15 protein-coding genes and 1 pseudogene are annotated in these 19,372 nt (G+C 70.1%); 4 read left to right on the forward strand and 12 right to left on the reverse strand.

Features of this window, described 5'->3' with window-relative positions:
* Positions 1 to 60 precede the first annotated feature (60 nt).
* Positions 61 to 2,241, forward strand: a complete 2,181-nt coding sequence (locus QMK24_RS08565) for a RecQ family ATP-dependent DNA helicase (protein WP_283464698.1) — start codon at positions 61 to 63, stop codon at positions 2,239 to 2,241.
* A gap of 194 nt (positions 2,242 to 2,435) precedes the next feature.
* Positions 2,436 to 3,026 (forward strand): hypothetical protein, encoded by a 591-nt coding sequence (locus QMK24_RS08570; RefSeq protein WP_283464700.1) that lies wholly within the window; start codon positions 2,436 to 2,438, stop codon positions 3,024 to 3,026.
* Here the strand turns inward: QMK24_RS08570 and QMK24_RS08575 are convergent, their stop codons facing one another.
* The 7 genes and pseudogenes from QMK24_RS08575 to QMK24_RS08605 all read right to left on the reverse strand — a co-directional run bounded on the left by QMK24_RS08575 (position 3,027) and on the right by QMK24_RS08605 (position 9,555).
* Positions 3,027 to 3,686, reverse strand: coding sequence for a hypothetical protein (locus QMK24_RS08575; RefSeq protein ID WP_283464701.1), 660 nt, complete (start codon positions 3,684 to 3,686; stop codon positions 3,027 to 3,029).
* A gap of 47 nt (positions 3,687 to 3,733) precedes the next feature.
* Positions 3,734 to 4,420 (reverse strand): ribonuclease HII, encoded by a 687-nt coding sequence (rnhB, locus tag QMK24_RS08580; RefSeq protein WP_283464702.1) that lies wholly within the window; start codon positions 4,418 to 4,420, stop codon positions 3,734 to 3,736.
* 24 nt (positions 4,421 to 4,444) lie between these two features.
* Positions 4,445 to 5,051 (reverse strand): annotated as a pseudogene (locus QMK24_RS08585) (TetR/AcrR family transcriptional regulator).
* A 207-nt stretch (positions 5,052 to 5,258) separates the two neighbouring features.
* Complete coding sequence (locus QMK24_RS08590) at positions 5,259 to 6,938, reverse strand: DUF4153 domain-containing protein (RefSeq protein WP_349307858.1); 1,680 nt, start codon at positions 6,936 to 6,938, stop codon at positions 5,259 to 5,261.
* Positions 6,939 to 7,126: 188 nt separating this feature from the next.
* Positions 7,127 to 8,050, reverse strand: a complete 924-nt coding sequence (locus QMK24_RS08595; RefSeq protein WP_283464703.1) for an ADP-ribosylglycohydrolase family protein — start codon at positions 8,048 to 8,050, stop codon at positions 7,127 to 7,129.
* A 56-nt stretch (positions 8,051 to 8,106) separates the two neighbouring features.
* The gene (locus QMK24_RS08600; RefSeq protein WP_283464704.1) at positions 8,107 to 8,775 is read right to left on the reverse strand and encodes a histidine phosphatase family protein; all 669 of its coding nucleotides are present in this window, start codon (positions 8,773 to 8,775) and stop codon (positions 8,107 to 8,109) included.
* A gap of 57 nt (positions 8,776 to 8,832) precedes the next feature.
* The gene (locus tag QMK24_RS08605) at positions 8,833 to 9,555 is read right to left on the reverse strand and encodes an SDR family oxidoreductase (RefSeq protein WP_283464705.1); all 723 of its coding nucleotides are present in this window, start codon (positions 9,553 to 9,555) and stop codon (positions 8,833 to 8,835) included.
* Between the two features lie 72 nt (positions 9,556 to 9,627).
* Here QMK24_RS08605 and QMK24_RS08610 point away from each other — a divergent pair, with 72 nt between their 5' ends.
* Positions 9,628 to 10,224 carry a TetR/AcrR family transcriptional regulator gene (locus QMK24_RS08610; RefSeq protein ID WP_283464707.1) on the forward strand — a complete coding sequence of 199 codons (597 nt, stop codon included), beginning with the start codon at positions 9,628 to 9,630 and terminating at the stop codon, positions 10,222 to 10,224.
* Between the two features lie 184 nt (positions 10,225 to 10,408).
* On the opposite strand, the gene QMK24_RS08615 is transcribed toward QMK24_RS08610, so the two are convergent.
* The 5 genes from QMK24_RS08615 to nrdR form a co-directional block, all read right to left on the reverse strand.
* On the reverse strand, positions 10,409 to 11,014 hold the full coding sequence (locus tag QMK24_RS08615; RefSeq protein WP_283464708.1) for a YdbC family protein: 606 nt from the start codon (positions 11,012 to 11,014) through the stop codon (positions 10,409 to 10,411).
* 205 nt (positions 11,015 to 11,219) lie between these two features.
* Positions 11,220 to 12,098, reverse strand: a complete 879-nt coding sequence (locus tag QMK24_RS08620; RefSeq protein WP_283464709.1) for an arylamine N-acetyltransferase family protein — start codon at positions 12,096 to 12,098, stop codon at positions 11,220 to 11,222.
* The gene (locus QMK24_RS08625) at positions 12,095 to 12,877 is read right to left on the reverse strand and encodes an MBL fold metallo-hydrolase (protein WP_283464711.1); all 783 of its coding nucleotides are present in this window, start codon (positions 12,875 to 12,877) and stop codon (positions 12,095 to 12,097) included. The genes QMK24_RS08620 and QMK24_RS08625 overlap by 4 nt, the downstream gene beginning before the upstream one ends.
* Positions 12,878 to 14,408: 1,531 nt before the next feature.
* Positions 14,409 to 17,336, reverse strand: a complete 2,928-nt coding sequence (locus QMK24_RS08630; RefSeq protein WP_283464713.1) for a vitamin B12-dependent ribonucleotide reductase — start codon at positions 17,334 to 17,336, stop codon at positions 14,409 to 14,411.
* Positions 17,337 to 17,487: 151 nt separating this feature from the next.
* Positions 17,488 to 18,000 (reverse strand): transcriptional regulator NrdR, encoded by a 513-nt coding sequence (gene nrdR, locus QMK24_RS08635; protein WP_138357303.1) that lies wholly within the window; start codon positions 17,998 to 18,000, stop codon positions 17,488 to 17,490.
* A gap of 564 nt (positions 18,001 to 18,564) precedes the next feature.
* Here nrdR and lexA point away from each other — a divergent pair.
* Positions 18,565 to 19,335: a transcriptional repressor LexA gene (lexA, locus tag QMK24_RS08640; protein ID WP_283464714.1), complete on the forward strand. Its 771-nt coding sequence runs from the start codon at positions 18,565 to 18,567 to the stop codon at positions 19,333 to 19,335.
* Positions 19,336 to 19,372 lie beyond the last annotated feature (37 nt).

The following is a 19,372-nucleotide window of genomic DNA, read 5'->3' on the forward strand; positions in this document are numbered from 1 at the left end:
TTATCCACAGGTCCGGGGCACGGTTCGCTTGTTGTCGGGGGCATCGGGTTGCATGGGGGCATGACTGACTCCCCCTCCGCGCTGCGTTCCGCGGCCGACACCGTTCTGAGCCGCCTCGTCGGTGACCCCACCGGCACCGCCCGGCTGCGCGAGGACCAGTGGCTGGCGGTCGAGTCGCTGGTGGCGCACGGCCGCCGGACGCTGGTCGTGCAGCGCACCGGGTGGGGGAAGTCCGCGGTGTACTTCGTGGCCACCGCCCTGCTGCGCCGGCGCGGCGACGGGCCGACAGTGATCGTCTCGCCGCTGCTGGCGCTGATGCGCAACCAGGTCGAGGCCGCCGAGCGGGCCGGCATCCGTGCCCGCACGATCAACTCGGCCAACACCGAGGAGTGGGACACCATCGAGGCCGAGGTCGCGGCGGGCGAGGTGGATGTGCTGCTGGTGAGCCCGGAGCGGCTCAACAATCCCGATTTCCGCGACCAGGTACTGCCCAAGCTCGCCGCGACGACCGGACTGCTGGTCGTCGACGAGGCGCACTGCATCTCCGACTGGGGCCATGACTTCCGGCCGGACTACCGCCGGCTGCGCACGATGCTGGCGGACCTGCCGCCGGGAGTCCCGGTGCTGGCCACCACCGCCACCGCCAATGCCCGGGTGACCGCCGATGTCGCCGACCAGCTGGGCACCGGCACGGCGGGGACGGGTGACGAGGGCGCGCTGGTGCTCCGCGGGCCGCTGGAGCGCGAGAGTCTCTCGCTCGGGGTGCTCCGGCTGCCGGACGCCGCACACCGGCTGGCCTGGCTCGCCGATCATCTCGAGACCCTGCCGGGCTCCGGCATCATCTACACGCTCACGGTCGCCGCCGCCGACGAGATCACCGCGTTCCTGCGCCAGCGTGGATACCCGGTGGCCTCGTACTCGGGCAAGACGGAGAACGCCGACCGGATGGCCGCCGAGGGGGACCTGCTGGCGAACCGGGTGAAGGCCCTGGTCGCGACGTCCGCGCTGGGCATGGGCTTCGACAAGCCGGACCTCGGATTCGTCGTGCACGTCGGGTCGCCGTCCTCCCCCATCGCCTACTACCAGCAGGTCGGCCGCGCCGGGCGCGGTGTGGATCATGCGGAGGTGCTGCTGCTGCCCGGGCGTGAGGACGAGGCGATCTGGCGCTACTTCGCCTCTCTCGCGTTCCCCAGCGAGGAGCAGGTGCGCCGCACCCTGGAGGTGCTGGCCGCCTCCGACCGCCCGGTGTCGGTCCCGGCGCTGGAGGCGCGCGTGGATCTGCGCCGCTCCCGGCTGGAGATCATGCTCAAGGTCCTGGATGTGGACGGGGCGGTGCACCGCGTGCGCGGCGGCTGGACCGCCACCGGACAGCCGTGGGCGTACGACACCGAGCGGTACGCCTGGGTCGCGCGGCAGCGTGAGACAGAACAGCAGGCGATGCGCGACTACGCGACGGCCACCAGCTGCCGGATGGAGTTCCTGCGGCTCCAGCTGGACGACGAAGAGGCCGCGCCGTGCGGCCGCTGCGACAACTGCGCCGGTGCCCGGTTCGGCATCGAGGTCTCCCCCGCGGCGCTGGACGCCGCACGGGCGGCGCTGGGCCGGCCCGGCATCGAGGTGGAACCACGCAAGATGTGGCCGACCGGGCTGCAGGCGATCGGGGTCGACCTCAAGGGCCGTATCCCGGCCGGTGAGCAGGCCAGGTCCGGACGGGCGCTCGGCCGGCTCTCGGACATCGGATGGGGCAACCGGCTGCGTCCGCTGCTGGCCGAAGGCGCACCGGACCAGCCGGTCCCCGGCGACGCGGCGGACGCAGTGGTGCGGGTGCTCGCCGACTGGGCCAAGGGGCACGGAGGCTGGGCGAGCGGCGAGGCCGACGCCCCGCAACGGCCCGTCGGGGTCGTCACCATCGCGTCCCACACCCGACCGCAGCTCATCGGCACCCTCGGCGCGCGCATCGCCGAGGTGGGCCGGATGCCGCTTCTCGGCCAGATCGCCTACGTGATGGACGGCGGACCCGGCCGGGTGCCGCGCAGCAACAGCGCGCAGCGGCTGCGGGCGCTGCACGGCGCGTTCACCGTCCCCGCGGAACTGGCCGCCGCCCTGGCCGCGACACCGGGCCCCGTCCTGCTGGTGGATGATCTCGCCGACACCGGCTGGACGCTGGCCGTCGCCGCCCGGTTGCTGCGCAAGGCGGGCGCCACGGCGGTGTTCCCGCTGGTCCTGGCCGCGCAGGGGTGACGAGTATCGACGTTTGAGACGACGGGTGGGATCTATCCGACGGACAGGTATATACCGGCCAGAAGCTTCGGGCGCCCGTTGCCGCTCGCAGTCGCGGGGGGAAGAATTGGCGGCGGATCCCCTTCCGGCTCATCGAGCCCCTGACCGTCGTGCGCCTGCGCCCGGTCGCCGGGTGCATCCACGAAGGGAGGAACGTGAGCCTCGGTTTCGCTCCGGAGACCACCACCCGTGCCTCCTCCCGACTCTCCCGCAGTCTGGAACCAGCCGAATGGACGGCGGCGGGAATCCCCTTGCTCGCCAATCCGCGTGATGTCGTCAAGGACCTGCACTCCCGGCATCTCCCGGCCCCGACCACCGCCGTAGTCGCGGTCTTCGATCCGCAAGGGCGGCTCACCGCCAGCGCCTCGTTCACCGGCAGGGCCGGAGTCGTCGACGGATGGGAACACCGCAACGCGATCCTTGCCAACCTGCGCCGCGTGCTCCCGCACGATCTGCGGCGGCGCACACCGGTGCGGACCGCGGTGCTGCTGGTGTGCCGCGACGGCGCCCCCGGCTGGACCGAGCGGGACGGCGCCTGGATGTGGGGCCTGCGCGACGCCTGCACGCTGCACGGCCTGCGCTGTGGCGCGTACGTCACGCTCACCCAGGACGGCTGGCATGTGCTGGGTGAGAACCGCGCCGGCCGCACCCCGAACTCCACGCCGTGGTCACAGCGGCCGGGCGGCGCAGCGGCCCTGCGCCCACGGGGGGCACCGGAGGCGCTGCGCCGCACGACGGCTCGTTGATCAGGCCTTCTCGGCGAGCGGCCCATCGATCAGCCCGTGGTCGCCGCACACGATCAGCAGCGTCCCGGCGCGGGCCAGCGCGGTGGGCAGCCCCAGCGCGGTGGTCCCGTCGGTTCCGCCGTTGACCGCGACGACCACGACCGGACGGCCGGCGGCGCGTTCGGCCGTGATGCCGGCATAGAAGACGTCGTCACCCGCGTCGTGCTGCGACCAGTAGGACGCGTCGCCGAAGGACAACTCGTGTGCGGCCCAGGGATGGTGATCACCGGTGGTGAGCACCAGGATCTCGCCGGGGGCGCGGCCGGTGTCCAACAGCAGGTCGACCGCCTCGTCGGCGGCGTCGATCGCACCGCCGGCCGAGGCCGGGATGAGCTGGATCTGCGCTGTGGCGACTGCGGCCCCGGTCTCGCCCGGCGAACGCGGAGCCGGCGGCGGCGCAGCCGTGACCGTGGCAGAAGCCGTCGTGGCGGGCCCGCGGGCCGGGCCGGGCCGGCCGGGACCGGCGTTGGGCGCATAGCCGCCGCGCGGAGGCGCGGGGCGGGGTGTAGGACGGGGACCGGGGACCGGACGGGGGGTCGACGCGCTGCGGCCTGCGGCCGGAGTTGAGCGGGGACCCGGGACACTCTCGTGAATCTGAGGCTCCTCGGGGATGAGAGGCATGGGCTGATGTCTATCAAATACGCCGCGGTTGCGCAGCGGTGGGGTGGTCAGAAATTGAAACCGAGCTGCTCCCCAGCGTCCGCGGGGGCCCGGACCTTCTTCAGGTGCCGCCAGCGCGGCAGCGCGTCGAGGTACGCCCAGGACAGCCGGTGGTGCGGCGTGGGACCGAGTTCCTCCAGGGCCGCGCGGTGTACGGGCGAGGGGTATCCGGCGTTGTCGGCGAAGCAGAACGGGACGTGGTCCGCGCCCAGTTCGGCCATCGCGGCGTCGCGGTGCACCTTGGCGATCACCGAGGCGGCGGCCACCGCGACACACGACTGGTCACCCTTGATGACCGTGCGCACCCGCCATGGCCCGCCGAGGTAGTCGTGCTTGCCGTCGAGGATCACCGCGTCCGGGCGCTCCGGCAGTCCCTCCAGCGCGCGTACTGCCGCCAGCCGCAGGGCGGCGGTCATGCCGAGGGTGTCCACTTCCTCCACGCTCGCGTGGCCGAGGGCGTAGGAGGTCACCCAGTCGGCCAGCAGCGCGGCCATCTCCGTCCGGCGCCGGACGGAGATCAGCTTGGAGTCGGTGAGTCCTTCGGGCGCGCGGCGCAGACCGGTGACGGCCGCGCACACCGTGACCGGGCCGGCCCAGGCACCACGTCCCACCTCGTCGACGCCTGCGACGATTTTCACGCCGAGGGTGGCGCGCAGGGAGCGTTCGACGCTGTGAGTGGGAGGTTCATACGGCATGGCGCCCACCAGGTTACTCCCCTGTCAGGGGCGAAGCAGCGGGAGCATCACATGATCCACCACATCGGCCATGTCCTGCTCGCCGATCCGGCGGTCCCCCATCTTGGCGCGGTACATCATCAGCGCGGGCGCCACATCCGCGACGATGGCCTCGGCACGCACCGTGCCCCGGGTGATCCCGCGCCGTACGACGGCGAGGATGAGTTCCTTGCCGGGCTCGATCACACCCTGGATGATCAGGTCGACGAAGGGCTGGGCGGCGGCGTGGTCGCATTCGTCCAGAACGGGCCCGCAGTGCGATGCCGCCCTGCGAGTACATCGCCTCCCGCATCCGCATGACCAGGCACGGCAGATCCTCGCGGAGGGCTCCGAGGTCCGGCGGATCACCGATCTGCGGCAGCCCGAGCCGTAGCGCGTCGGCGACCAGCGCCCCCTTGGACGGCCAGCGGCGGTAGACGGCCGCCTTGCCCGTCTGCGCGCGCGCCGCGACCCCCTCCATGGTCAGCCCGCCCCAGCCGACCGCCCCCAGCTGTTCCAGAGCCGCGTCGAGGATCGCGCGTTCGAGGACCGGCCCGCGGCGGCGCGGCAGGACCGGCCGCGCTCCGGACACGATTTCCCGCGAAGTACCCATCGGCAAACCTCCGTTGAAGCCCGTAGCGAACGGCGTCGTTCACTACATCACCGATAGGGGATCGTCTGCGACGAGTCCGGCCGGAGGACCGGGCGCTTCGCCATGTTCGGCGCCATCACAGCGACCGGCGGTACGGCCTCACTCGTGTACGGGTTCATCCGGGCCGCCGTCTCCGGCTGTCCTGACGGCCCATACCGCAGTGTGCGATCAGTCCAGGCCGTCGGTGTCGATGTGCAGGGCCCGCCGGGCGTCCCAACACGGGGTGGCGCTCACCAGCGGCCGGTCCGCCAGGATCGAACGGGCCCGGGCCTCGCTGAGACTCGTGGCATACCAGGGCTCGCCGTTGTCGAGTTCCTGCTCGATCGCCGACAGCGCACAGGAACGCATCGGCTCGGGGAGCCGGTCCAGGGCCGGCACCGCGTCGGCGGACAGGGTCCGCACATACGCCAGGTCGATCCCCTGCGTGCTCCGGTAGTGGTTCACCTGCTGGTCCGCGATGAGTCCGTCGGGCGAGACGAGGCCGAAGGCGAGCACGCCGACCGCGACACTCGCGGCCACCGCGCGCGGCAGCCAGCGTGCCCCGAACACCCCGGCGACCATGATCATGAAGATCACGACGCCGAGCCACAGCTCGATCCCGGCCACCGAGATCCGCAGCCGGGTGAGCCCGTACGCGTCGACGTACAGCTGCATCCTGCGCAACGCGGAGACGACGACGACCAGTGCGAGCGCGCACAGCGTGCCGAGCACGGACCGCACGAGGAGCCGGTCGCGCGTGCCGCCGCGCGGCGCCCAGCGCAGCGCGAGCGCGATCACCACGAGGGTCAGGACCGTGGCCCACAGCAGCTGCCAGAAGCCCTGCCGGGCGTACTCGGCATAGGTCTGACCGGTCTCGCTGAGCACCTTGTCATACCCGCCGAAGAGCACGGTGAGCTGTACCGCGTTGAACACGGCGAAGAGCGCCACGAGGACGATGAGCGGCAGCGCCCATTCCGTGCGGCCCCGCGCGCGGCCCGGCGACGTCTCGATCCGGTCCCAGCGGCGGGGCGCGGCAGCGGTGCGGGCGGCGGCCAGCGCGCCCGCCAGGCCGAAGGCGAAGTACAGGAAACTCAGCGGGTTGCCGCTGACGGACACATCGGGCGTCAGATCGCCGAGGAGACTGGCGAAGGCCGCGTCGGCTCCCGCGAAGAGCGCGCCGAAGACCACCAGGAGCCCCACGGCCACCGCGGTCGTGCGCAGTACCGGCGCCCAGCGTTCCCGGCTCTGCTTGCCCGCCGCACGGGCCCGGATCTCGCGCACCGCCCAGCCCACTCCGGGTCGGAGCGCGTTGCCCCACATGCCGACCGCGCCGAGTGCCACACCGAGCCAGCTGCGGCCGCCGTGCAGGGCGAGCGAGCCGAGGGCGAATGCCGTGGCGATGGCCAGGAACGTCGGCCATCCGGCGTCACGCAGCGCGGGAACAGCCAGCAGGCCGATGCCGCCGACGGCCCAGAGCAGCGTCCAGGGGCGGATCCGGCGGCCGACGGCCCGGGCCGCCACCGCGGCACCGGCGGTGGCCGGTACCGCGATGATCAGCAGGTTCAGACCGAGGCCATCGCCCAACAGCATCGCGCACAGCACAGCGGTGGCGAGCGCCGCCCAGATCACCGGAGGACGGATGGATCCCGGGTCCTTCGGCCGGCTGTCGAACAACCACTTGGGCGGTGGCAGCGGCGCGGGCGGGCGGTACGGGTTCCAGGACCCCTGAGAATGCGACGGGTGCTGCGGCAGTCCCCGCGACGGCCCCGTCGGCCGTGGGACCGCGTACGGGTCGCTACGCAGAACCGGCGCGTTCGGCCGGTCGGAAACAGGCCGGTCGGAAACGGCATCGGACGGTGTATCGGACATGGGACCCCCTCCCAGCCGGCGCCGCCGCGGAGTAGGGAACGGGCGGCCCGGCGTAGTGTCAGCGCGTGCCGTGTCCATGATCAACGCGGCGGCGTGGCCCACGTTATGCCCTGCTCAAGCGGTACAGCGATCGGTGCCGCCGTTGCAGCAGTTCTGTGACGTGGGAGGGGGCGGCGAGGGTCTCAGGCCTACGGGTCTCCGGCCGCCGCGGGCTCCGCGGCCCACGTCGGGAGCGGTTCGGTGCGCTCCAGCCATTCGCGCGGCGGCTGCCCGGTCGGCCGGGAAGCGACGATGCCGCCGACGATCGCACAGGTGGTGTCCACATCACCACCCGCCTTGGCCGTGGTCCAGAACGCCTGTTGGTAGTCGTCCAGATGCCGCGCCGCCGCCCACAGCGCGAACGGCACGGTGTCATGCGCACTGGTGCGCCTTCCGCAGCCGAGCACCGCCGCCACCGTCGCCACGTCCGCGTAGTCGAGCAGATCGCGCGCACGCCGTATCCCGGCCTTCACCGCGCTGGTCGGCACCAGGTCCAGCACCGCGCCCAACAGTGCCGAGGGGTCCTTCGGACCGTCCGGATCGGCGACCAGCGCCGCCATGGCCGCGACGGCCATCGCGCCGACCACGGCCTCGCGGTGCTGGTGGGTGGTGTACGCCGAGATCTCGGCCTGGTGTGTCGCCTGCTCGGCATCGCCGGCGTACCAGGCGCCCAGCGGAGCGACCCGCATGGCGGCCCCGTTGCCCCACGAGCCCTGGCCGTTGAACAGGCCTGCGGCCAGTTCGCGCCAGTCGGCGCCCTCCTGCCGGATCAGCCGCAGCATGCGGTTGACGGCCGGGCCGTAGCCACGGTCGAAGTCATGGTGCTCCGCGAAGGACAGCGCCAGGGCGTCCTGGTCGATGCGGCCGTGTCCGGCCAGCACGGCCAGCACGGAGCAGGCCATCTCGGTGTCGTCGGTCCACTGCCAGACGCCGGGCGGCAGCCCGCCGCTCTGAAGGGCGCTGTAGTTGGAAGGGACAAAGAACTGGGAGCCGAGGGCGTCGCCAACGGCCAGCCCGCGCAGACTTGCCAGGGCGCGGGAGGTGCTTTCGGTGTCAACTGGGTGAGCGGTCATCGCGTCGGAAACTCTGACATCGTGCCTGATCCGGGTCAATCACCCTGTGCGCAAACTCACCTGCGAAATCCGTCATCCGTCATCGGGTCGGGGAGCCGCCACCGCTCGAAGGGCCGGTCGAGCGTGTAGCGGCCCGAGGGACCGATGAGCAGCGCGCGGGTCTCGGCGTTGCCCGGGTTGGACAGCGACTCGAACTCCTCCACCGTCCAGTGGAACCATCGCATGCAGAACAGCCGCATGGTCAGGCCATGAGTGACCAGCAGGACGTTCGGTGGGAAGTCCGCCTTGTCGAAAGCCCGGTAGAGGGTTTCCAGGAACGCACCCACCCGGTCGTACACATCGGCGCCTGACTCGCCCTGTGCGAACCGGTAGAAGAAGTGCCCATAGGTGTCCCGGGCCTTGCGCTGCCGCTGGACGTCCTCGACATCCTGCCAGTTGCCCCAGTCCTGCTCACGGAGCCGGGGCTCCTCCATCGCGTGCGTCAGCGCCGGGTCGAGGCCGAGTCCGCGGAAGGTCTGCCAGGTGCGGCGGTAGGGCGACACGAATGCCTGCACCGGCTCGTCACCGAACAGTTCTCGCAAGCGCTCCCCCGTCACGGCGGCCTGCTGCCAGCCGGTCGCGGTGAGCTCAAGGGCATGGTCCGGCACCCTCTCGTAGATGGTGTCGTCGGCATTGCCTTGAGACTCTCCGTGCCGGATCAGCACGATGTGGCGAGGTCGGCCCATGCTGATCACCCTATTCCCAGGCCGGATCCCGGGCGCGCCGGTGCGACGACAACCGGCTCAGAGCGCGGACGGAACGAGCCGGGAACCTCCGTCCACGGCGAGCACGACGCCCGAGGTGAACGTGGCATCGACGAGGTAGGCGATGGCATCGGCCAGGTACTGTGCCCGGCCGACCCGGCCAACAGGCGCCGCCTTGGCGTAGGCGTCGAAGGTCTGCTGTCGGGCGGAGGGGTCCAGCCAGTCCCACCAGGGAGTGTCGATGATCCCTGGCGAGACGGCATTGACCCGGGCCGGGGCGAGCTCGACCGCCAGCACCGGGACCATGGCCTCGACCGCCGCATTGACGGCCGCGAGACCGGCCGTGCCCGGTATCGCCGCGCCGGCCGAGCCCGCCGTGACGAAGGTCAGCGAGCCATCGGAACGCAGCACCTCCATAGCCGCTTGGGCAGCGATCGTCTGGGCGATGAGCTTGCCCTCCGCCGCCTCCCGCAACGCCGCAGCCGGTATGGAGCTGAACGGCCCGGCCGCCGTAGCTCCGGTGACCGCGATCACCGCATGGTCGATCCGCTCCAGGCCACCGAAGAAGGCACGCATCGCCTCTTCGTCCCGGGCATCGACCGACGCGCCCGTGGCCCCCTTGCCGAGCCGTTCCAGGGCGGCATCCAGCCGCACCGGGTCACGCCCGGTGACGACCACCTCGCGCCCTTCCAGCAGCTGCCTTTCGGCGGTTGCGAGCCCGATGCCCGAGGTACCGCCGACGATCACGATCCGTTCGCTCATTACCCACTCCATTTACAAGACACGGTGACTCGTTAAAGATATGCGAGACATCATGTCTTGTAAAGTGGCGGCATGACAGGAACTTCAGCACGCGGCAGACCCCGCAGTGAGACCGCGCGGCGCGCCGTGCTGGACGCGGCCCTGGAGCTGTGCCAGCGCGATGGCTACCAGGCGTTGACGATCAAAGGGATCGCCGAAACCGCCGGCGTCGGGCGGCAGACCGTCTATCGCTGGTGGCCCACGAAGGAGGCCGTCCTGCTGGACGCGCTGCGCGACCTCGGTCTGCGCAGCAGCGAGCAGCTCGACCCCGACAGCGGTGACACCCTGCGCGACATCGAGACCCTGCTCGACGCGACGTTCAGCCTCACCCAGCGGCTGACCGGCAAGGCCCTCGTGGGCCTGATGGCCGAGGCGCAGCACGACCCCGCGCTGTCGGCCAAGCTGCAGGGCACCGTCATCGGGCCGCGCCGGGAGGCGTTGCGCGCCGTCCTCGCCCGTGGTGTCGCGCGCGGCGAGCTCGGCGACGGGGGCCTCTCGCTCGACCTCGCCGTCGACTTCGCGTTCGGGACCATGTGGTACCGGCTGCTGAGCCACCACGCCCCCGTGGACACCCGGCTGGCCCAGGAGCTCGCCGGGGCCCTGGGCAGGATGCTCCGCGCGGCGCCCTGAGTTGCAGAGCTCTGAGTCGCGGCGCCCTGAGCCGTGGCGCCGCACCGGGCGGGCGGCGGAGGCAGCAGCACCCGCGCCAGCACCCGCACCCGCACCCGCACCCGCACCGAACGGTGCGGCCCCGGACTGATGTCAGTGCCGCGCGCAAGACTGAACGGGTCACCGAGGACCGCCTACCGCTCCGTCACACCGTCCACGCCTGCACGATGTCCACAAGGTCGCCCGCCACCGAGATCACATCCGTGTCCAGCTCGACGCGCTCCGCCAGCCTCGCCACCGAGGCGGGCCGGTACTTGCCGCGCTCATTCGCCGAATCCCACATCGACAGCACCAGGAAGTCGCTCTCCGAACCCTGGGCGAAGACACCGCGCAGCAGTCCGGGAGAGCCGGCCATCGCCGGGTTCCACACCTTCTGCTGCATCTGCGTGAAGTGCTCGCCCCGTTCCGGCCGCACCCGCGAATGCGCGACGCGCAGCAGGTCGGCGTCCGAGAACCGCGCCAGGAAGCCCACCCGCACATCGAGCACATGCTCGAAGAGCAGCACCCCGAGGTTCTCGTACGAAGCGGCCTGCGATCCCGCGAGCCGGTCGTGCGACCCGTCCATGAAGGCGTCGTAGGCGGCCCTGCTGTCCCAGAACGCGAACAGGTGCGCCACACCCGGTTGCGCACGGCTCCAGCCGCCGCCCTGACCCCGGAATCCCGGCTCTCCCCGCAGCCCCGCCCACTTCCGCTGCCCCCGTTCGAACCCCGCCCGGTCCACGACCCCACAGCGAATCCACTTCACCAGCACCGCGCCATCCTAAGTCCGCGCGGTGCCCCTCCAGCGCCCGCTCACCCCGTCAATTCCCCTTCCGGGATGGCGAATACGATCGGCCCGTCGATGCTCTCTGCCCCCGCCTCCTCGTGGAGGACTCCACAACCGGCAGCGAGGCCCTGCCGGCCCGGGCCGCCGGACAGGACACCGCCATGGACGACACCCTCGTCGAGTTGCGGTCCTACTGAGTCAGGCGCGCGGTGTCGGCCGCGTCCAGGACGATGCCGAAGATCCGTTCCAGGATCTCCGACAGCTCCTCGGCCGACACCTTGCGCCGCTCATCCGCACCGCCGACGCCCGGTCCACCGCCGACGCCCGGTCCGCCCGGTCCGTCCGCGTGCGTTGTCGTCAGCTCGTCCCGCACCAGGGAGTACCTCACCTGCGGGGTGAGCCGCTGCACCACGATCTGCCCGGTGAACCGTGACAGCGGATGCGTCGAGGTGTAGTGGTTCATGATCACGAAATCCACCGGATACAACGGGGTCGGCGCGAACGCGTACAGGTCGGACCACCCCTGCGGCCCCCGCGAGCGCAGCACACGTACACCGCCCGGCTCCTCGGCGATCGCGAAGCACCAGCCGCCCTGCCGCATCCGGGTGCCGGTCCGCAGCTCGATCGGCTCAAGCATCCCCGGGCCGCCGAAGCCGGTGTCGGCGAGCCATTCCCCGCCGTCCACGACGACCCGCAGCAGTACATGCGTGATGGGCCGCAGCGTCGGCTCCGCCGTACGGACCCGGGCGCCGTGCGCCGTGAAGACGAAGCCGAGGCGTTCGAGCACCGCCGCGAAGAGGGAGTTCTGCTCGTAGCAGTAGCCGCCGCGCCGTTCCTGAACGAGCTTGCGCTGCACGCTCTCCAGGTCGATGGAGACCTCCCGACCCAGCACCACCTCCAGGTTCTCGAAAGGGATTGCCGCGACGTGCGCGCGGTGCAGTCCCCGCAGCGTCTCCAGCGTCGGTTCCAGCCCGCCCGCGTATCCGGTCCGCGCCAGATAGGCGTCCAGGTCGATCAGCTCACCGCCCCAACCGGGTTCGTCCGGGGGGCCCGCCGGCGAAGCCGTCACAGCGCGGCCCCGGATTCGAAGCGCTCACCGGGCTTCAGCAGGTGCAGCCGGTCACTCAACCCCGCCTGCTGGAAGGCGTACACGAGGGTGTCGCCACCCTGCGTGAAGTGCCCCCAGTGCTCGAAGTGCAGCGGTACGACCTGCCGCGCGCCAAGGATCTCCGCCGCCTCGGCGGCGTGCACGCTGCCGAGCGTCAGGTCGGCGCCCGGAAACAGCGGGGTCTGCGCGGCGCCTGCGAACAGCACGGCGACGTCGAACGGTCCGAACCGCTCCGCGATGTCCCGCACGACCTTCAGCGAGGCGTTGTCCCCGCTCACGTACACCGTGGGCAGGCTCTCGCCCGACAGAACGAATCCGGTGACCTCACCCACAACGGGCTCACTGCCGTCCGGCCCGTGCTGCGCCGGCACGCCGGTGATACGGAGGGTGCCGCCGTCCGGGCGGGTCAGCTCGGTGTGTTCCCAGTTCGCAAGTGCGGTGACGTTTCCGCCGATTCGCTCCAGCGCGGAACCGGTGGACAGCGTCAGCGGCACGCGTGCCAGGTAGTCCCGGCCCGCCGTGTCGAGATTGTCCGGGTGCTGGTCGTGCGACAGCAGCACGGCGTCGACGTCCCCCACCGCGTCCGCGTCGATCGCCGGTCCTGCGGTCTTCACCAGCGAACGCGTGCCCACCGGGTACTCCCCCGGCGCGTCGAACGTCGGGTCGGTGAGCAGTCGCAGTCCCCCGATCCCGATCACCGCGGTCGGCCCGCCCACGTAATGGATGTTCAACTCGGTCATGGCAACTGCCCTCTGTCGTCAGCGGTAGCTGTAGCGGCGCACCGTGCGGCTTCGCGCATCATCTCGCCCGCGTCCCTTTCAACGGGGACAAGCCACTCAAGATCACGCGTATTCCCGAGCCCGCATCTGCCGCATCCGCCGCCACCGTTTCCCCGGACCGGGCGCGAGAAGAGGCCTGGTGCCGCTCTCGCCGGCACCAGGCCTCTCATCACTCTCGAACAGCTACTTCAACACCGGGCGCACGCCAGGGATACTGGGACCTGCTGGGAGCCATAGGTACGCCGAGTTCGACTCATCTCCCAGCGGCCGTGGGGCTCTGCTCGAGCCAGTTCAGGCTGGATCTTGGGTTGGGGCTGGGGCTGGCGGCCAACCGCTGGGCGACCGCGCGGCCTGCGTCTCCGCAATCGTTGAAGACTTTGCCAATGTGCTCGGTCAGCACGCATCTTTCGCAACGACCGCCCGAGTGGAGCCGGTCCTCGAGTCCGCATCGGGTGCAGGTGCCACCGACATCGACGCCGAGGCATTCGCTGCAGACTCCGGGGGTGAAGAGGACGCGCCCGGTCTTCCCGCAGCGGCTGCACTCCTCCCATCGACGCATTGCCCGATCTCGGCAGCTGGAGCATCTCGGGCCGTCTGGGAGGAAGTTGATGCCGTGGTCTCTTCCGCAAGTGACGCATACCGCCAATCGCACGCTGTCGACGTCTGCGGCCTCCACAGGGTTTTCGCCCACCGTGGCGAACGTCGCTGTGGCCTGCGCGATGCAGCCGAAGCACCAGCCGGAACGGCCATGGGTCCTCAGTCGAGGGATCAGCCGCTCTTGTCCGCAATTGGCGCAGGTCTCCAAGGGGAGTCGGGCGCAGGACTTGCAGAGCGGTCCGTCATCGGTCCGGGCGGAGACAGGACGGTGCCGTAGACAACCACGACACTGCTCCACAGGGGTCTGATCCTGTGGAGTCCTGCCGGGCACATCGATCTGCTGGGATCAGCGCTCCGGGTTTCGGCACCTGGCCGAACGCCGCCTGACACCGCTCGATCCACGGGTACTGCGGGTTGACGCCGTACTCGCAGAACCGGCGAACCACCCCTTGGCGGCTGCCCAGCATAGACAGTGCGATCTCACGTTCGCGCATGTCAGCCGACCATTCGTCGACGTCCTGAGCAGTGCACTTCCAAGGCCAGGCGTCCGACCACACGACGAATCCGCGAAGCATCTGCAGGAGCTTGCCGACTGATTGCCGATCCCTGCCGGCCGCCAGAAGCATGGTGCCGTAGCCCCGCAGCATGTCGGCGAAGAACTCCGCCTGCTCCCCCTGTTGAGGGCTTCCCTGCACGAGACGAAGGCGACTATCCGCTACAAGACCTCTTCCGGTTTAACCGGTGAAATACCGGTTAAACCGGAGACTGGCATGTGAGGGCTCTGCGTCAATAGCAAGGAGGTCCGGCCAAAAGGCCGGACCTCCTCACAAACCCAGCATGACCAAGAACTCAGCCGATGCGCCGAGTTCCGGTTAGACCGGATGACTTCGGGGAGTCAGCTGCAGCCGCTGGTCGAACCGCAGCCCTCGCAGAGGTAGCAGCTGCCCGCACGGCGCATCTTCGTACCGCAGGAGAAGCACAGCGGGGCGTCGGCGTTCATGCCGAGCTGGATCTCCAGCAGCTCCGTGGAGTTGTGCGCCTGCTTGGGTGCCGGGACGGCGGCCAGGGTCTCCGGCGCGGCGACGGCCACCGGCTTCGAGACCGGGGCCGGTGCGGCCGGGGCGGGCTTCGGGGCCGGGGCGGGAGCCAGGGCCTCCACATGGCGCGGCGCGGACTGCGCCAGGCCCTCCACGTCGACCTCGTCGTCGCCCGGCTCGTAGGAGCCGGTGTCGAGGTGGCGCTGACGTTCGCCGGCCGAGTGGATGCCGAGCGCGGAGCGCGTCTCGAACGGCAGGAAGTCCAGCGCCAGACGGCGGAAGATGTAGTCGACGATCGACTGCGCCAGCCGTACGTCCGGGTCGTCGGTCAGACCTGCCGGTTCGAAACGCATGTTCGTGAACTTGGAGACGTAGGTCTCCAGCGGCACGCCGTACTGCATGCCCACCGACACCGCGATGGAGAAGGCGTCCATCATGCCCGCGAGGGTCGAACCCTGCTTGGACATCTTGAGGAAGACCTCACCGAGACCGTCGTCCGGGTAGGAGTTGGCGGTCATGTAGCCCTCGGCGCCACCGACGGTGAACGAGGTGGTGATCCCCGGGCGGCCCTTCGGGAGGCGCTTGCGGACCGGGCGGTACTCGACGATCTTCTCCACCGCGGCCGGGACGGCGGCCACGGCCGCCGGCTCCTTCTTCTTCGCGGAGAGCGGCTGGCCGACCTTGCAGTTGTCGCGGTAGATCGCGAGCGCCTTCAGACCGAGCTTCCAGCCCTCGAAGTAGACCTCTTCGATCTGCTCGACGGTGGCCGTCTCGGGCACGTTGACGGTCTTGCTGATCGCACCGGACAGGAACGGCTGGGCCGCCGCCATCATGCGCACGTGGCCCATGGCGGAGATCGCCCGCTCGCCCATGGCACAGTCGAAGACCGAATAGTGCTCGGTCTTCAGCGCCGGGGCGTCGATCACGTTTCCGTGCTCGGCGATGTGGGCGATGATCGCGTCGACCTGCTCCGGCTGGTAGCCGAGCCGCCGCAGCGCCTGCGGGACCGTGCCGTTGACGATCTGCATGGAGCCGCCGCCGACGAGCTTCTTGAACTTGACGAGCGCCAGGTCGGGCTCGACGCCCGTGGTGTCGCAGTCCATCATCAGGCCGATGGTGCCGGTCGGCGCGAGCACGGAGGCCTGCGCGTTACGGAAGCCGTTCTTCTCGCCGAGGCGGAGTACGTCCTGCCATGCCTCGGTGGCCGCCGCCCAGACCGGTACGTCCAGGTCGTCGCTGCGCAGGGCCACGGCGTTGGCGTCGGAGTGCTGCTTCATGACGCGCTTGTGGGCGTCCGCGTTGCGGGCGTAGCCGTCGTACGGGCCCACCATCGCGGCGAGCTCGGCCGACCGCTTGTAGGAGGTTCCGGTCATCAGCGAGGTGATGGCTCCGGCGAGGGCGCGGCCGCCGTCGCTGTCGTACGCGTGGCCGGTGGCCATCAGCAGGGCGCCGAGGTTGGCGTAGCCGATGCCGAGCTGGCGGAAGGCGCGAGTGGTCTCGCCGATCTTCTCGGTGGGGAAGTCGGCGAAGCAGATGGAGATGTCCATCGCGGTGATGACCAGCTCGACGACCTTCGCGAAGCGGTCCGCGTCGAACGACTGGTTGCCCTTGTCGTCGTCACGCAGGAACTTCATGAGGTTCAGGGAGGCGAGGTTGCAGGACGAGTTGTCCAGGTGCATGTACTCGCTGCACGGGTTGGAGGCGGTGATCCGGCCCGTCTCCGGCGAGGTGTGCCAGTGGTTGATGGTGTCGTCGTACTGGATGCCGGGGTCGGCGCAGGCCCAGGCGGCCTCGGCCATCTTGCGGAAGAGCGACTTGGCGTCGACCTCTTCGATGACCTCGCCGGTCATCCGGGCCCGCAGGCCGAACGAGGCGCCGGTCTCGACGGCGTTCATGAACTCATCGTTCACGCGGACGCTGTTGTTGGCGTTCTGGTACTGGACGGACGTGATGTCGTCGCCGCCCAGGTCCATGTCGAAGCCCGCGTCGCGCAGGGCGCGGATCTTCTCCTCCTCCTTCACCTTGGTCTCGATGAAGGCCTCGACGTCCGGGTGGTCTACGTCCAGGACGACCATCTTGGCCGCGCGGCGGGTGGCGCCGCCCGACTTGATGGTGCCCGCGGAGGCGTCGGCGCCGCGCATGAAGGAGACAGGTCCCGACGCGTTGCCGCCGGAGGAGAGCAGCTCCTTGGAGGAGCGGATGCGGGAGAGGTTCAGGCCGGCGCCCGAACCGCCCTTGAAGATCATCCCCTCTTCCTTGTACCAGTCGAGGATCGAGTCCATCGAGTCGTCGACGGAGAGGATGAAGCAGGCGGAGACCTGCTGCGGCTGAGCGGTTCCGACGTTGAACCAGACCGGCGAGTTGAAGCTGAACACCTGGTGCAGCAGGGCGTAGGTCAGCTCGTGGTCGAAGATCTCGGCTTCGGCCGGGGAGGCGAAGTACCCGTTGTCCTCGCCGCCCTTGCGGTAGGACTTCACCACACGGTCGATGAGCTGCCGCAGGCTCGACTCGCGGGTCGGGCTGCCGACCGCGCCGCGGAAGTACTTGCTGGTAACGATGTTGACCGCGTTCACCGACCAGGAGTCGGGGAACTCGACGCCACGCTGCTCGAAGTTGATCGAGCCGTCGCGCCAGTTGGTCATGACGACGTCACGGTGCTCCCAGACCACCTCGTCGTAAGGATGCACGCCAGGCGTGGTGTGGATGCGCTCGATCCGCAGGCCCTTGCCGGCCTTGGGTCCCTTGGTACGGGAACCCCGTGCCGCGCCGTTCGTCGTCTCAGTCATGTGCCGCCTCCCAATACAGGCAAAACGCCTAGAAGTGCGCGGATCATCCCGCCGCACGGTTCGTTGTCCTACGCCTCGGCGCAGCGCGCCTCGGCAAATCTGTGGGTACTGCCGCTCTTCGGTTGCTCTTCGGTTGCTCGTCGGTCGCCGCTCAGTCAGCGGCGGGCGCGGGCGCGGGGACCCCGAGGTCCTCGTCGAGCCCGCGGAGGTTCGTGGGTGGGAGCTGCTCGCGCAGTTCCACGATGGCGGCCTCGAAGTCCTCGAGCGAGTCGAAGGCCCGGTAGACCGAGGCGAAGCGCAGGTACGCGACCAGGTCGAGATCCTGCAGGGGGCCGAGTATGGCCAGACCCACGTCATGGGTCGAGAGCTCGGCGCTGCCGGTCGCCCTGACCGCCTCCTCGACGCGCTGCCCGAGCTGGGCGAGCGCGTCCTCGGTGACGGGGCGGCCCTGGCACGCCTTGCGTACGCCGGCGATGACCTTGTTCCTGCTGAACGGTTCCGTGACGCCGCTGCGCTTGATCACCATCAGGGAGGCCGTCTCCACCGTGGTGAAACGGCGGCCGCAGTCAGGGCACTGGCGCCGGCGGCGGATCGAGGTGCCGTCGTCCGTGGTGCGGCTGTCGACCACGCGGCTGTCGGGGTGTCTGCAGAAGGGGCAGTGCATGTTCTCCATCCCCTCCTTCATCCAGCCCGTACCGGCGGGGCCGAGCGCACGAAAATGACGCCCCCCGGGCCTTGTCACGACCCCCGGGAACAGCCCCAAGCATAGGCGATGCCCTGGGTTGTTGAAGCCCGGGGGACCACTACTGGTGGGCGGCTGGCACTTATGTAACCACTAGATCTGGTGCCAGAGGCCCAACCGCGTCAATCCGCGTGTCGTGTCGCCGCGGCGGGTCGGAGCCTACGCGACGTGTCGCCTCGGCGTGGGGGAGGCCGGTGATGCGACACTGGTGCCGCAGACCGCCGGGGACCCCGGCTCCCCTCAGTGAATCGAATGATCGTTCGATCAATACACCCGATACCTTGATCGCGTCAGGTGATTTACAAAATTTCACTCGAACGTGTGTTTGGCGCAACCTTTCGAAACCAACTACCGTTGTACTAACTGTCCGCGACAGCTGAGCGGGCCGACCGCACGCAGTTCATGCGGTCGTAGGACGTGGAGACCTTGCCGCCGGGCAGTCTGCGAAGCGTCTGTCACAGGGAGAACATCTCGAGAGGGGCCGCCGTGACCACCACCGCAGACACCGCAGCATTGACCGCCCAGGACCGCTCCCAGGATCGGCTCAGCCCGATGGACGCGATGAACGACGAAACGCCCAAGCCCGCCCGCTCCCTCCCCGGCCGGCCGCCCGGTATCCGTGCGGACAGCTCAGGACTCACCGACCGCCAGCGCCGGGTCATCGAAGTGATCCGGGACTCGGTCCAGCGTCGCGGCTACCCGCCGTCCATGCGCGAGATCGGCCAGGCCGTCGGCCTGTCCAGCACCTCATCGGTCGCCCATCAGCTGATGGCTCTGGAGCGCAAGGGATTCCTGCGCCGCGACCCCCACCGTCCCCGTGCCTACGAGGTCCGCGGCTCCGACACCACCCACTCGCAGCCGACCGACACCACCGGCAAGCCCTCCGCGTCGTATGTGCCGCTCATCGGCCGGATCGCCGCCGGCGGTCCGATCCTCGCCGAGGAATCGGTCGAGGACGTCTTCCCACTCCCCCGCCAGCTGGTGGGTGACGGCGAGCTGTTCGTCCTCAAGGTGGTCGGCGACTCGATGACCGAAGCCGCCATCGTCGACGGCGACTGGGTCACCGTGCGGCGCCAGCCCGTCGCGGAGAACGGCGACATCGTCGCCGCCATGCTCGACGGCGAGGCGACCGTCAAGCGCTTCAAGCGCGAGGACGGCCATGTCTGGCTGCTCCCCCACAATGCCGCATACCAGCCCATCCCCGGTGACGAGGCAACGATCCTCGGCAAGGTGGTGGCGGTGCTGCGCCGGGTCTGAACGGACCCCTCACGACCGGGCCCCGGAACCTCTGCGC

The sequence above is a fragment of the Streptomyces sp. PH10-H1 genome, assembly GCF_030063355.1.
Classification (GTDB): domain Bacteria; phylum Actinomycetota; class Actinomycetes; order Streptomycetales; family Streptomycetaceae; genus Actinacidiphila.